Raw genomic sequence first — 14,457 nt, forward strand, 5'->3', positions numbered from 1 at the left:
TACTTCATTACACTAACAAAAATAAATAATCACCATATTACACTAAATTCTCAACCCCTCACCGACTCTCATCTCCCCTCAACGCAACTCAATCTCCACCACTCCTCCACTCTTACTCTCTCACTCTTAATCCCTTGCACTTCTCCACCCCTCCACTTCTCCACCCCTAAACTTCTCCACCCCTCCACTTCTCCACCCCTCCACTCTTACACTCCTCCACTCTTACTCTCTTACACTCCTCCACTCTTACACTCCTCCACTCCTCCCACTCCTCCACCTCAATACGACTCCTTCTCACTTGGAAAATCATTACTTTTCACATCGCTGATATAATTCCTCACAGCCTGAGTAATCACCCCATGCAAGTCGGCATAACGTCGTAAAAACTTTGGAGAAAAACCTTTATTTATGCCCAGCATATCGTGCATCACCAACACCTGTCCGTCTGTATCCGGACCCGCCCCGATACCAATAGTGGGGATGCTCAACTGCTGCGTGAGTTCACCGGCCAACGACGACGGTATTTTCTCAAGCACAATGGCATAACAACCGGCTTCTTGCAACAACAACGCATCGCGAAGCAGCTTTTCGGCCTCCTTCTCTTCCTTGGCACGAACAGTGTATGTGCCATATTTATTGATCGACTGTGGCATCAACCCCAGGTGCCCCATCACGGGAATGCCCGCGTTAATGATTTTTTTGATGTCCTGTATCACCTCTTCCCCTCCCTCAATCTTGAGTGTGTCGGCGCCGGTCTCCTTCATCATGCGAATGGCTGCATCGAGCGACTTCTCCGGATTTCCCGAACAAGATCCAAAAGGCATGTCCACAACCACAAGCGCACGCTTGACGGCCTTCATCACCGACGTGCCATGATATATCATCTGATCAAGCGTCATTGGCAACGTGGTAATATTGCCCGCCATCACGTTCGAGGCCGAATCTCCAACCAAAATCACATCCATCCCAGCCTCATCAATGAGCGAGGCCATCGAATAGTCGTATGCGGTCAACATCGATATCTTTTCTCCGCGTTCCTTCATCTCTCGCAATCGGTGAGTCGTCACCTTTCGTTTATTGTCTTCCGTTGCTGCTGACATGTTCGTCTGTTTTTTTGTGGTTGTAAAAATGGCAATTTACGAACGATATATCCAATCAATCATCTTTTTTTTCAACAATCACGGATGAACCCTGCTTTTAAGACCTTTTAACCCTTATTGACGGATAACGACCATGCATTAGAACTACTTTTACACGCCCCTTCAAATTCACAATAGTGACTAAGAACATTGGAGAAACAGTGATTGCGTTCAATAACCTATCATCAACAGATGATTAAATATCTATCGATTTTATGGCTCTATGTCGAATCCTGTGGGTAAACAAAATATGAAAGCACGAAATCAACACAAGGTAACTAAGCCGCCTTTGGAAAATGGCGTTAAAAAAATCATAGGCCTGAGCGTTAAAAAATATGCGCTGTTTGAGCTTGCGAGTTCGCAGATTTTAGCGAGGGCCTATGATTTTTAGCCATTTTACGTCAGCGGCGGCCTTTTTTGCTTACTTTTTGGGGCTGTAGCCAAAAAGTAAGAGCCCGCCCGGCTAGAGGGCACGAAATATTGGCCTGAGAGAATTGATACTTATGATTACCCACACAAATCTGAACAGAGCCGTTTTTATCAACAAGCCCAAAATCATAAAAAAAAACCTTACCCCCTTCACATCATTCGTTTGAAAACAAATCCAAACACTCATACCCACTAAGAGCATCACACATCAACGGTCAATGTCCGAATGTTTAAAATCACCTCCAAATTCCCTCTCAATGTCTTCTAACAATCTGTGGTCGCCAAACTTCATTTATTCCTGCACAGCGAATTTTCTGATGGGCTTTTCGTTTTACCTGCTCATGCCAACCCTTCCGTATTACCTGGTCGATGCCTTTGATGCCGATAAAACAACCATTGGGGTCGTGGTATCGTGTTACGTCATTGCTGCGCTGCTAATTCGACCGTTCTCGGGTTTCCTGGTCGACAGTTTCTCTCGCAGGTCTATTTATATCATCTCCTTTGGGGCATTTGTTGCATTTACAATTGGCTATCTGGTAGTCGACTCAATTGCAGCCATCATTGTGCTTCGGTTTTTTCATGGCCTCACCTGGGGTGTGATTACCACGGCTGGCAACACCCTGGCCATTGATGTGATGCCGGCCGACAAACGGGGACGTGGCATCGGATATTACGGCATGGCTCTCAACCTCTCCATGGCCATTGGCCCCATGGTGGGGCTCTTTTTACAACAACGACACCCTTTCTCGCTGCTCTTTTGGCTAGCCATTGCGACCGGATTCATGGGACTCATCACCGCTTATTTTATCCGACCTCTTCACCCCCATGCCCGCCAACCTCATCGCGCCATCTCTTTGGATCGTTTCCTGATGTTGCGTGGCATCCCGCTGGGCATCAACGTGGTGATGATTACGCTATCCTATGGCATGATTCTCTCTTTTTCGGCCTTGTACAGCGCCGACATGGGTGCCTCTAACCCCGGACTCTTCTTCACCCTCCTGGCCATCGGACTGGGGGCGGCTCGTGCATTTAGCGGCACCATGATTGACAATGGCCACATTCGTCGGGCATCATTATTGGGAATCGCTATTCTGGCTAGCTGCTTCTCGCTGTTTGTCTCCATACAAATCCCCGTCATCTACTACATATCGGCGCTAATCATCGGCGTGGGGTATGGCGTGGTTTTCCCGGCCTTTCAAACCGGCTTTGTGAACATGGCCAGTCACCACGAAAGAGGTACGGCCAACTCAACTTTCCTTACCGCATTCGACATTGGCGTGGGGTTGGGTATGCTCTTGGCCGGTAAAATTGCCGAATCGTTCTCTCTCGCCGCGGCATTTGGCGTGAGCGCTGCCTTGTGTTTCCTGGGATTGGTGTATTATCTCCTGTTGTCGAAAACCAAAACGTCGCAACAATAAATGAATCCACGAATTACACGAATTGAAAAGAAATTATGATATTTCCATGACTTGTGTATGCAAGTCATGAAAATTCGTGGAATTAGTGTTATTGAAATAGGCACTTTGGAAATAATCTTAAAGCCCCAACGGGGCAGAAGCCGTTAGCACAGGGCATAGCCCTGTGTGAAAAGCAATAAGGAACCTCCCTAAGCCCCAACGGGGCCAAAGCAATAACTGCCTGTTTGATGAAGTACTGCGTCAAACAATGCTTTCGCCCCTTTGGGGATTGTTGTTGACCTCTCTTTTCCCAGGGCTACGCCCCGGGCTGGATGATTACGCCCCGTTGGGGCTATGCGGCCAAACCTTTATGCAGGCGACTTGCCTATTATTGTCCAAGTGCCTATTTCAATAATCTTAAAGCCCCAACGGGGCGGAAGCCGTTAGCACAGGGCATAGCCCTGTGTACAAAGCAATAAGGAACCGCCCTAAGCCCCAACGGGGCGAAAGCAATAACTGCCTAAACTGCCAATCACTGCCTGTTTGGTTAAGAGCTTCGTCCGACAACGCTAGTGTTGATCGACGAAATCGCGTTGCGCGGCAATGAATTCGTCGAAAAATGCCAGCCCATTTCAGCGCCCAATGAAGCCCCCCTCACGCCACAAAATACATGATCCAATAATATCACATATTATCTACATAACCATACACGTACGACAGTGCCCGCTGCACGCCTATCAATACCAGTCGCAACTGATGCTCGGTGTGTGCCACGTTCACAAAATTGGCCTCGTACTGCGAAGGACTAAAATATACTCCCTCCTTCAACAAGCTTCGATAAAACCAGGCAAAATTCTCAAAATCACATCCCTTCACCTCTTCAAAGTTGGTCGGATTCTTTTTGTGAAAAAACAAGGTAAACATCGGCCCTACAGAATTGAGCGTCACAGGATAACGATCCACAATGGCTCGCAACTTACCCAAAAATGACTCTGCCTTACGCGCGAGGTCTTCGTACACTCCTGGCTGATCGAGCAGACGTAGCGTGTGATAACCCGCCTCCATGGCCACTGGATTCCCCGACAACGTGCCTGCCTGATACACCGGCCCCAGCGGTGCCAATACCTCCATCACATCTCGACGTCCGCCAAAGGCTCCCACCGGAAATCCACCACCAATAATTTTACCCAAAGTCACCAAGTCGGGGGTGATGCCAAAATATTGCCCGGCACCCCCGCGCGACATCCGAAAGCCGGTAATCACCTCATCAAAAATCAACAATGCCCCGTATTGCGTGGTCAGATCGCGCAACAATTGTAAGAAACCACTGCCTGCTGGCACCACTCCCATATTGGCTGGTACCGGCTCTACAATCACCGCTGCTATTTCTTCCCCTCGTGTCTCGAACAATGCTTTCACAGCCTTAGGGTCGTTAAATGGCAACGATACGGTGCATTGGGCAAACTCGCGTGGAACGCCGGGCGTAAGATGCTCGCCCGTTTCGGCAACGCCCGATCCGGCATCCACCAGCAAATGATCGGCATGACCGTGATAACAGCCATCAAACTTCACCAACAACGTACGTCCGGTGAATCCGCGCGCCACTCGCACTGCACTCATCACCGCCTCGGTTCCACTGCTCACAAAACGTACCATATCAATGGCCGGAACCATGTCAATCACCTTCTTGGCCAGCAACGTCTCCTCGGGCGTGGGCGCACCAAAAGTCGTCCCCTTTTGCACACGCGCTATCACGGCCTCGGTCACCTCTGGATGCGCGTGTCCCAACAAGGTCACACCCCACGAGTTACACATATCAATGTAATCATTCCCATCCACATCTGTCAACACCGATCCCGATGCTTTCTCAAAAAACAACGGCGAACGCCCAATACTCTTAAACGACCGCACTGGACTATTCACCCCGCCGGGAATATAACGAATAGCCTCTTCAAACGCCTGCTTCGATTGCTTTGATAACAATTCCATATCTTATTTTTTTAAATACTTTCTTACATCCCCCCACAACCCTGAACTCCTAAACTCCTAAACTCTTCCACCCCTAAACTCTTCCACTCCTAAACTCCTCAACTCCTCAACTTTTCCACCCCTAAACTCCTCCACTCCTAAACTCCTCAACTCCTAAACTCCTCAACTCCTAAACTCCTCCACTCCTCAACTTTTCCACCCCTAAACTCCTCCACTCCTAAACTCCTCCACTCTTCCTCTCCAACTCCCCTCACCTCCAGTCCCTCCGGCACCTCCCCGTATGTCTTCAAAAAATTCTTCACCGTCGATGGCGAAGTAAACACCACGCCATGAAACTGATCAAGATTGTGTCGGATAATGTTATCGGGCATCACCACGTTGAACAGACGCATCTCATCAACCCGATGTCCCTGCGACCGTAACCATTCAGCCAAACCACCAATGCCACAAGCCGGCTTGGGAATCAACAGACGCTGCGCAACCATGGGATGCGACACAAACCACTGCATCACCTCATCGGCATGGCAATCAGGCAAAAACACATCCGGAACAATCCCCATCCGTCGCAAGGCATCTCGAGTATTCTGACCAATGGCATATATTTGAACCCCCTGAAGATGACGGGCATCACACCCCACATCCATCAATCGGGCAAAAAACAACTCCACAGCATGACGACTGGCAAACAGCACACTTTGATACTGACGAACCGCCTGCAACTGACGCGCTTCAACCGCACTAAGCGCGATAGGCTCCACTGCGATCATGGGTGAATGAACGCACTGCCCCCCCTCCCTGAAATCGTCGGCGTAAATACCGGTATAAAGCCATTTGCGCGGAAGTGACTTGGGGTCTTCTGCCGTACTGTATCCGACAATGATGATAGATGGAGATCCCAACGGTGACGCATCGTCAGCAAGCGTGGCCAGCGTGTATCGACGCATTTGCATGTCAGCCAACGACGCGTTGCGTATCACGACGGCCGGCACATCATCTCCCCACCCTTCCCGTCGAAGACGCAACGACAGCTCGCGTTGATTCGATGCGCCCATAAAAAATACCAGCGTATCAGCCTTGGGAATCACCAATTTCACCAGGTCGTGCCCCGAAAGAAATACCACCGACGATGAAATCCCGCGTGCCGTCAACGGAACGATGCCCGAGGCGGCCGCCGCAAGCGCACTGCTAATGCCGGGAATAATTTCGGCCTTAATATGACGCTCTCGCAAATAATGATATTCTTCAGCGCCTCGACCAAAAATGAGCGGGTCACCCCCTTTTAATCGAACCACCGCCTTACCCCACAAGGCATGCCGGGCGATTAATTGATTGATCTCATCCTGACTCACATGATGCTTACCCTTACGCTTTCCGGCATAAATCTTCTCGGCTTTAAATGAACGAAGGTAATCGGCATCTATCAAATCATCGTAAATCACCACGTCGCACGCTGCCAGTGCTGCGTCTGTTTTGCGAGTCACCAGCCCCGTGTCTCCGGGACCGAAACCGGCAATGGACACATGCCCCCATCCCTGACGGACATCCACGGCCTTTAATACATCGCCATGTCGCTGATCTGATGACACCACGGCCACCAATCCCTGCAACGGGTGTTGTGCCCGAGCAGTGCCATTCGAACCGCCATCCAACAGTGCCAACACCTCTATGCCACTCACCATCGGATAAGGCAAATCCAAGGCGGCTAACAATGCCACCCCTCGTGGGTTGGCTTGCAATACGTTAACCAACATCTCCAACGAGCCAAAACCGTCAATATCTCGACGTTCCCAGTCAACAACGGGCACCTGACGCACCAGCAACTGATAAGCCTCTATCGACGCATCGGATCCGGATATATAAACGGGTATAGTCATTTTCGTTAATTCTTTCTATATATAAATGATGCACCAAACGCAGGTGCAACATCTCTTGTGATTATTCTCTGCCCTCTTCACCCGATGCTTCTTCGCCCAACAGACCCTGCTCATGCATCCGCCTAATAGCATTGCGCCATCGTACCGATGCATGCAAATCACGACCATTGGAACTCACGGCCACACTCATGTGACCATGCTTAAAGATGGCCGGCGACACAAAATCGCAAAACTCAGGACAATCCACCACATTCACCAGACAACGAAGGGCCTTGGCATCATCACGAACCCGACGATTGAGTAAACGATCGTCCGTGGCTGCATACACAATCAAATGACCGTTGAGATCGGACGGATGGTACTGCTTTTCCACCACCTCAACACCCTCCATGGCTCGTATTTGCTCATGCACATGCGGCGCCACCACTTTAAATCGACTGACATAACGCATCAACAACTTTATCTTTGCCAATGCCACCTTGCCACCCCCGATGAACAATATCTGCTCGTCATCTACATTAACCGATATGGGCAAAAAATTCATGTTGATATTTTTGGTGTTGCAAAGATAAAGCTCTATGCCGAATTTATGGGTAAACAAAATATGAAAGAACGAAATCAAACAAGGTAACTAAGCCGCCTTCGAAAAATGGCGTAAAAAAAACATAGGACTGAGCGTTAAAAAATATGCGCTGTTTGAGCTTGCGAGTTCGCAGATTTTAGCGAGGGCCTATGATTTTTAGCCATTTTACGTCAGCGGCGGCCTTTTTTGCTTACTTTTTGGGGCTGTAGCCAATTCAGCGGAGCTCAGCGACGCTTAATCATGAGGGTAAATGAAAACAAACCCTTTCCGAATAAAAAGTAAGAGCCACCCGGCTTGAGGGAACGAAATAATGGCTTGAGTATATTATACTTTTAATTATCGACACAAATCATAATAGAGTCAATGATAACGTTACCCATGTGCCCTCGTCCCTTTCATCCGATATTTTTAACCTCCGGCTTAGACGCTACAATGCCTTTGCGAATCACAAAATCACCAAAACGCTCGCCCGGTGTCCGCTCTTCGGCATAGCGCGGAATCAGCTCCGAGAGCTCTTGTAGAATACCTTCTTCATCGAGCATCTCCTTGTACAGGGTATTGAGTCGCTCACCCGAAAATCCCGCTCCCAAGTAAAGATTGTAACGACCAAGGGCACGTCCCACCAATCCGATCTCGCCCAAAAACGGACGACCGCAACCATTGGGACAACCGGTCATGCGTATCAAAATATCGTCGTTTGTCAAATCGTTTTCTGACAATATCTGTTCTATTTTCCCGATGAGCGTGGGTAAATAACGCTCGGCTTCGGCAAAGGCCAATGTGCAGGTATTGAGCGCCACACAAGCGATGGCATTCTTACGAAGTCCCGACAAACCATCGTGTGGCCATACGCCGTACTGCGTTAAAATCTTCTCAACCTTGACCTTATCTGCTTCCTCTATCTTGCCCAGAACCAATCCCTGATTACCGGTGAGCCGAAAATCACAGACCTTGATACGTGCCAGTTCGCGCAACGCTGTCTTCAGTCGATATGAACCGACATCCTTTACCCGCCCATGTTCCACAAACAAACCCAAAAACCAGCGTTGATGCAAACCCTGTTTCCAGCCAAATACATCGCCATTTTGCGTAAACTGATACGCGCGGGTCGACTCCAAGCGAATGCCGCTGCGTTGCTCTAGCAACTGCTTAAATTCCTCGGTTCCCAATCGATCGAGGGTATATTTAAAACGAGACAACTTCCGATTCTCGCGATTACCGTAGTCGCGCTGTATCTTTACGATTTCTTCGACCAGTTTCAACGCATCGCCTTTCGACACATAACCAATCACATCTGCCAAACGGGGATAAGTACTCTCCATCCCGAACGTCATCCCCATCCCGCCGCCGACAGCCACATTAAAGCCCACCAAACGATCCCCTTCGCCTATGGCAATAAGACCGATATCATTGGTAAACACATCCGTGTCGTTATAGGGCGGAATAGCCAGGGCGATTTTAAATTTGCGCGGTAAATAAGTCTTGCCATAAATGGGTTCTTCATCTTTCTCACCCCCGGCCAGCAACTGCTTGTCGAGCCATATCTCGTGATAAGCCGACGTTCGTGGCAGCAAATGATCGCTGATGGTTTTGGCAAATGCGGCCACCTCGGGAACCATTGGCGACAGTCCTTCGTTGGACGTAGCCATCACGTTACGATTCACGTCGCCACAAGCCGCAATGGTATCCATCAACGTACTATGAATGCCTTGGATGGTTTTCTTGAGGTCGCGCTTCAAAATGCCATGCCACTGAAATGCCTGACGGGTTGTCAGCTTCAACGTCCCACTCCCATATTGGTCGGCCAAACGGTCAAATACCAGCCACTGATCGGGCGTGGAAATCCCCGCCGGAACCCGGGCGCGAATCATAAAACTATACAATGGCTCCAGCCGCTGTTTCTTACGCTCAGCATCCAAATCCCGATCCGTCTGCTGATAACTCCCATGAAACTTAATCACCTGCGTGTCATCGGGCGAAATCGATCCCGTCAACTCATCGGCCAAACTATCCACCAACGTCCCCCGCAAGTAATCACTATTTATCTTGATATGCTCAACCGGCGATGGCTTCCACTGCGGCAGTTGATTCCCTTGTTGTTCTGACATACACTTCTTTAATATTTTATTCATCCTTAATAATCACCTCTCCCATATCTCTCGCACCTGTGCACTTGTGCACCCCTCCACTCTCGCACTCTCTTACTCCGGCATTCTGCCACTCTGGCACTTTGCCACTTTCGCACTTTCTCACTCCGGCACTCTCATACTTTGCCACTCTCCACTCTTCCACTTTTACACTTTTCCACTCCTCCACTCCTCCACTCTTCCACTTTTACACTTTTCCACTCCTCAACTTTCTTACTTTTCCACTTTCGCACTCCTCCACTCCTCCACTCCTCCACTCCTCCACTCTAATAAACATCCTCCTGATACCTCCCCTCCTTGCGAAGCTCTGCCAAATACGCCTCTGCCTCCTCACGCGTCTTTCGACCATGCCTCATCAACACTTCAAGCACGGTAGTTTTCACATCCCGGGCCATCCGTTTCATGTCGCCACACACATAAAAATGAGCACCACCTTCAAGCCAGTCATAGAGGCGTGCCCCCTGTTCTTTCAGTCGATGCTGCACGTACACCTTCTCGGCCTGATCGCGCGAAAAAGCCAAATCGACATGCGTCAGCAAACCTGCCTTTCGGTAACGCAACCACTCACTCTGATAAAGAAAATCGGTCGTAAAATGCTGATCACCAAACACCAGCCAGTTCTTCCCTTTGGAGCCCGTGGCATGTCGATGCTGCACAAACGCCCGATATGGGGCAATGCCTGTCCCGGCACCTACCATCACCACCGGTACATCCCCGTTGGCGGGCAAACGAAACTGTGGATTGGGACGAACCTTCACTTTCAGGTGCTCATCATCACCCAACCGATCAGCCAAAAATGTTGAGCAAACACCCTCGCGAAGCCGGTCTTCCTTCTCGTATCGAACCGCACCGACCGTGATATGCACTTCATTACCGACCTCTGCCAAACTCGACGAAATGGAATAAAGCCGCGGAGGCAACTTTCGCAATATCCCCAACAAACCACCGGCACTTATCTTCACCGGAAAACGCGTAATTAAATCCAAAAAATCACTCCCTTTGAGGAAATCGTCCAACGCTTCGGGCTCCTCCAGCATGGCGCTCAAATGTGCATGTGCATTAAGGGCTGCATATTTCTTCAACACCGGCAACGTCAACACCGTCAACTCATAGTGATGTGTCAGTGCCTCTCGCAAACACACCTGCTGACCATCCACCACCACGCCTTCTTCGCCCGTCAAGCCTAATTTCTTTACAATCGAATCCACCAGCGCCGGATTGTTGACGGCATACACCTCCAGGGCATCTCCCGGTTGATAACTCAAATCGGTTCCTTCGGTGGATATCTCCAAATGCCATGTCTCCTTGTCTGACCCCCGTCCATTTAGTTGTATTTTCTCGGTCACAGCAACTGATACCGGCACATCGAATCCGGCCTTACCGACTTCTCCTGACACCCCGCACGCCGTCGTTGTCTCTTCTCGACCCGTAGGAGCTGGCGATTGAAACAACTGCACATAAACAGGGAGCTCGCTAACCAACGACTCACTAAAATCGGTATCAAGCGTCAACACATCCCTCAACGAATGGGCGCCTGCCTTAGCCAGGTAATTGTGAAAATCAATCCCCGTTTGACAAAATTTCTTGTACGAACTATCGCCCAATGCCACCACCGCATAATTCAAATGGGGCAATTGAGGGGCTTTTTTTCCTTTCAGCAAATCGTGCAACTCAATGGCCACAACCGGTGGCTCGCCATCCCCATGCGTGGACACCACCACTAACAACAGCTCCTCCTCCTTAAGCTGACGACCATTATAGTCCTCCATCGACACCAGTCGCGTGGTCAGACCCGAACGTGATAGTTCATCGGCCATCCGTGACGCCACTTTTTGTGAATTCCCCGAATGTGAACCGTACAATACCGTCATTCGCTTTGTGCGTGTCGCTTCGGGTGATGCGGTGACCGCTTCAACCGCTTTCGACGATGCCTCCGATGGCGCTGCGATGCTTTGCGCCGCCAATGGCGCAAAATCTATCGCCGCTTCAATGTAACCCCCTAACCACAAAAGCTGCTCTCGATTCATCTTCGACAGAACCGACTGCAACTGACTCCGCAATTCCGGACTAAACAACTGATTTTCTGACATACAATTCTTTTTAATACTATCGGAGCTATAACTCCTATTCTCTTGCAATGATATTACTTTAAAATGGTGCTCGTATGCTTAATTAATTCTAAAAAAGAAGGAATTTTTCAATTCCCTATAGAAAATCTCTCAACCCTTATCAACGCGATCAAACAGATGATCTGAACCAACGATGAATAAGACTAGCGATCCTATTTCGCTTAAAACACGGGAAAAAAAGATTGAACATGCTCATTCACATAACAAAACTGGCTCTATATCGGATCCTGTGGGTAAACAAAACATGAAAGCACGAAATCAACAAAAGGTAACTAAGCCGCCTTCGGGAAATGGCGTTAAAAAAATCATAGGCCTGAGCGTTAAAAATATGCGCTGTTTGAGCTTGCGAGTTCGCAGATTTTAGCGAAGGCCTATGATTTTTAGCCATTTTACGTCAGCGGCGGCCTTTTTTGCTTACTTTTTGGGGCTGTAGCCAAAAAGTAAGAGCCCGCCCGGCTTGAGGGCACGAAATATTGGCATGAGTGAATTGATACTTTTGATCACCCTTATATAATATCAGCATTTTTCTAAAACATAAATTCTAAGATTAAAAACACTTAACAACAACCAATAAAGCGCTGTTTTTTTTTTACACTTAAGAAAAAACCAAATCCATAGATAATCAATCAATATTAAACGTACTCAGGTAACGTTCCCCCGTATCGGGCAACAACACCACCACGCGCTTGCCTTTATTCTCGGGACGATTGGCCACCTGAACCGCTGCCCACAACGCCGCACCCGATGAATATCCACACAAGATTCCTTCCTCGGTGGCTGCATGATGTGCCGTATCAATGGCATCTTCGTTTTTAACCCGAATAACTTCATCATACACCCCTGTATTCAACACATCTGGCACAAAACCGGCGCCAATGCCCTGTATCTTGTGTGGCCCTGGCTGTCCTCCCGACAATACCGGACTTGAATCGGGTTCTACAGCCACAATCTTCACCTGTGGGTTGCGCTGCTTCAAAACCTCTCCCACACCGGTAATGGTTCCTCCGGTTCCAATCCCCGCCACAAAGAAATCAACCTTTCCGTCTGTATCTGCCCATATCTCTTCAGCGGTGGTAGTACGATGTATCGCCGGATTGGCCGGGTTTTTAAATTGCTGGGGAATAAACGAATTTGGATTCTCCGCCGCTATTTCGGTGGCACGTTCTATCGCGCCTCTCATCCCCTTTTCGGCTGGCGTCAACACCAGTTCTGCGCCAAATTTCTTCAGCAGTTTACGACGCTCTACACTCATGCTCTCGGGCATGGTCAAGATCAACTTATAACCCTTCACAGCTGCCACAAACGCCAAACCCACACCTGTGTTGCCACTCGTGGGCTCCACAATCACCGTTTCTTTGGTGAGCAATCCGCTCTTTTCGGCCTCTTGAATCATATTCAGGGCAATACGATCCTTTACCGACCCTGCAGGATTAAAAAATTCTAACTTGGCGACCAACTCTCCACCTTCGCCATTAATCAACTTATTAATCTGTACCAATGGTGTCTTCCCTACCAATTCGGTAATGTTTTGTGCAATCTTTCCCATTTTATATAGTTTTTTAAATATAATACATTAAACTTTCAGCTCGTTCCACGTAATCCCGATGGATATCTGCCAAGGTGACCCCGCGCATCGTCTCCCAGAACGTTTCAACAGTTTTACGAAGAATTTGCTCAGTCACTTTCGAAACTAAATCCCCATCCATTTTGTCGGATTTAATACCTTCCAAACCGAGCGCCTCAACAATGTCTGCCAGGTGAATCAAAGCCTTCTCTCGCGCCAAGCGATATCCACCTCCGGCACCGCGCTTCACCTCCAACAATCCCTTCTTTTTCAAATCCACCGCGATGGCTTCCAAAAACTTCTGAGGTATATCACACGACAACGCCGCACGCTGTATCCCCGTAAATCCATCATCATCAATGCACAAGAACAACATGAACTGCACACCATACTTCACCCGGTTTGAAAATCGAATCATCGCTCTTTCATTTATTTTTAAACAAATGTAGAACTCTAACACCCAAAAACAATAGGAAATACAACCATTAATCCTATACACGCAATAGGAATACTACCCACATGCATCATATCACACTCACTATCTTTGCATTAAAACACACCCAAACCCCAATTCATTATACATACCAAAACAATAGGATTCACTAATATTACTTCCCCTCTCCGCAACTCATCTTACCTCACTACAACTCATCTTCACCCACCGCAATTCAGCGTAAGTTCTTAGTTGTTAATACTGAGTTCCACTGAGTTTTCTTTCCCTCACCGGTTCTCATCTTCCCTCACCGCAACTCAGTGTCAGTTCTTAGTTGATTACACTGAGTATCTGCTTTTATATTTTAATGCAAGGTATTTTAGATCAATTCAGCGCCTTTGCACCCTGCGCTTATCATTACTCGATGAATTCTCCGTGCTCATAAAAAAACTCCGTGTTCATTGAACCCATTCCGGAAAGCTCAGTACAATATCGCTTACCTGACCCCATACCCAATCCTGCCATTAACCCCAGCCTTCAGACTGGGATTAATTAGATAATCGTTTCAGAAGGGCTTTAGCCCTCATGCTTTAGGTTCAATCTCTTCTCCCGCACGATTCCATCACAAGGCTTAAAAAACCTCGGTGAATTCTCTGAAACTCCGTGTTCATTGAACCAATTCCGGAAAGCTCAGCACAATATCACTTACCTGACCCCATACCCAATCCGGCTTTTAACCCCAGCCTTCAGGCTGGGGTCAATTAGATAATCGT

The 14,457-nt window shown here is 48.5% G+C and carries 10 protein-coding genes; 2 read left to right on the forward strand and 8 right to left on the reverse strand.

Annotation, left to right across the window (positions count from 1 at the left end; all coding sequences use genetic code 11):
* Window positions 1-278 precede the first annotated feature (278 nt).
* Window positions 279-1,100: a 3-methyl-2-oxobutanoate hydroxymethyltransferase gene (gene panB / locus LX69_RS16505; RefSeq protein ID WP_111447141.1), complete on the reverse strand. Its 822-nt coding sequence runs from the start codon at window positions 1,098-1,100 to the stop codon at window positions 279-281.
* Window positions 1,101-1,389: 289 nt separating this feature from the next.
* On the opposite strand from panB, the gene LX69_RS17885 reads away from it, so the two are divergent.
* Complete coding sequence (locus LX69_RS17885; RefSeq protein WP_170124445.1) at window positions 1,390-1,530, forward strand: hypothetical protein; 141 nt, start codon at window positions 1,390-1,392, stop codon at window positions 1,528-1,530.
* Between the two features lie 295 nt (window positions 1,531-1,825).
* On the forward strand, window positions 1,826-2,986 hold the full coding sequence (locus tag LX69_RS16510; RefSeq protein WP_170124446.1) for an MFS transporter: 1,161 nt from the start codon (window positions 1,826-1,828) through the stop codon (window positions 2,984-2,986).
* A 663-nt stretch (window positions 2,987-3,649) separates the two neighbouring features.
* Here the strand turns inward: LX69_RS16510 and hemL are convergent.
* The 7 genes from hemL to LX69_RS16555 form a co-directional block, all read right to left on the reverse strand.
* Window positions 3,650-4,954 (reverse strand): glutamate-1-semialdehyde 2,1-aminomutase, encoded by a 1,305-nt coding sequence (gene hemL / locus LX69_RS16515; RefSeq protein ID WP_111447143.1) that lies wholly within the window; start codon window positions 4,952-4,954, stop codon window positions 3,650-3,652.
* 146 nt (window positions 4,955-5,100) lie between these two features.
* Window positions 5,101-6,828, reverse strand: coding sequence for a uroporphyrinogen-III C-methyltransferase (gene cobA / locus LX69_RS16520; protein ID WP_111447144.1), 1,728 nt, complete (start codon window positions 6,826-6,828; stop codon window positions 5,101-5,103).
* A 61-nt stretch (window positions 6,829-6,889) separates the two neighbouring features.
* Complete coding sequence (locus LX69_RS16525) at window positions 6,890-7,372, reverse strand: precorrin-2 dehydrogenase/sirohydrochlorin ferrochelatase family protein (protein ID WP_111447145.1); 483 nt, start codon at window positions 7,370-7,372, stop codon at window positions 6,890-6,892.
* Between the two features lie 434 nt (window positions 7,373-7,806).
* On the reverse strand, window positions 7,807-9,519 hold the full coding sequence (gene cysI / locus LX69_RS16530; RefSeq protein ID WP_111447146.1) for an assimilatory sulfite reductase (NADPH) hemoprotein subunit: 1,713 nt from the start codon (window positions 9,517-9,519) through the stop codon (window positions 7,807-7,809).
* A gap of 305 nt (window positions 9,520-9,824) precedes the next feature.
* Window positions 9,825-11,648 carry an assimilatory sulfite reductase (NADPH) flavoprotein subunit gene (locus LX69_RS16540; protein WP_111447148.1) on the reverse strand — a complete coding sequence of 608 codons (1,824 nt, stop codon included), beginning with the start codon at window positions 11,646-11,648 and terminating at the stop codon, window positions 9,825-9,827.
* A gap of 661 nt (window positions 11,649-12,309) precedes the next feature.
* Window positions 12,310-13,233, reverse strand: a complete 924-nt coding sequence (cysK, locus tag LX69_RS16550; protein WP_111447150.1) for a cysteine synthase A — start codon at window positions 13,231-13,233, stop codon at window positions 12,310-12,312.
* Window positions 13,234-13,246: 13 nt separating this feature from the next.
* Window positions 13,247-13,669, reverse strand: coding sequence for an RrF2 family transcriptional regulator (locus LX69_RS16555; protein ID WP_111447151.1), 423 nt, complete (start codon window positions 13,667-13,669; stop codon window positions 13,247-13,249).
* Window positions 13,670-14,457 lie beyond the last annotated feature (788 nt).

It is taken from the genome of Breznakibacter xylanolyticus, from assembly GCF_003254275.1.
Taxonomy (GTDB): Bacteria; Bacteroidota; Bacteroidia; order Bacteroidales; family Marinilabiliaceae; genus Breznakibacter; species Breznakibacter xylanolyticus.

Excerpts from the sequence above, each read along its gene's own strand:
- LX69_RS16555 (WP_111447151.1), bottom strand. The coding sequence starts at position 13,669 with ATGATTCGATTTTCAAACCGGGTGAAGTATGGTGTGCAGTTCATGTTG.
- LX69_RS16510 (WP_170124446.1), top strand. The coding sequence starts at position 1,826 with ATGTCTTCTAACAATCTGTGGTCGCCAAACTTCATTTATTCCTGCACA.
- cysK (WP_111447150.1), bottom strand. The coding sequence starts at position 13,233 with ATGGGAAAGATTGCACAAAACATTACCGAATTGGTAGGGAAGACACCA.
- cobA (WP_111447144.1), bottom strand. The coding sequence starts at position 6,828 with ATGACTATACCCGTTTATATATCCGGATCCGATGCGTCGATAGAGGCT.
- LX69_RS17885 (WP_170124445.1), top strand. The coding sequence starts at position 1,390 with ATGAAAGCACGAAATCAACACAAGGTAACTAAGCCGCCTTTGGAAAAT.
- LX69_RS16525 (WP_111447145.1), bottom strand. The coding sequence starts at position 7,372 with ATGAATTTTTTGCCCATATCGGTTAATGTAGATGACGAGCAGATATTG.
- LX69_RS16540 (WP_111447148.1), bottom strand. The coding sequence starts at position 11,648 with ATGTCAGAAAATCAGTTGTTTAGTCCGGAATTGCGGAGTCAGTTGCAG.
- panB (WP_111447141.1), bottom strand. The coding sequence starts at position 1,100 with ATGTCAGCAGCAACGGAAGACAATAAACGAAAGGTGACGACTCACCGA.
- cysI (WP_111447146.1), bottom strand. The coding sequence starts at position 9,519 with ATGTCAGAACAACAAGGGAATCAACTGCCGCAGTGGAAGCCATCGCCG.
- hemL (WP_111447143.1), bottom strand. The coding sequence starts at position 4,954 with ATGGAATTGTTATCAAAGCAATCGAAGCAGGCGTTTGAAGAGGCTATT.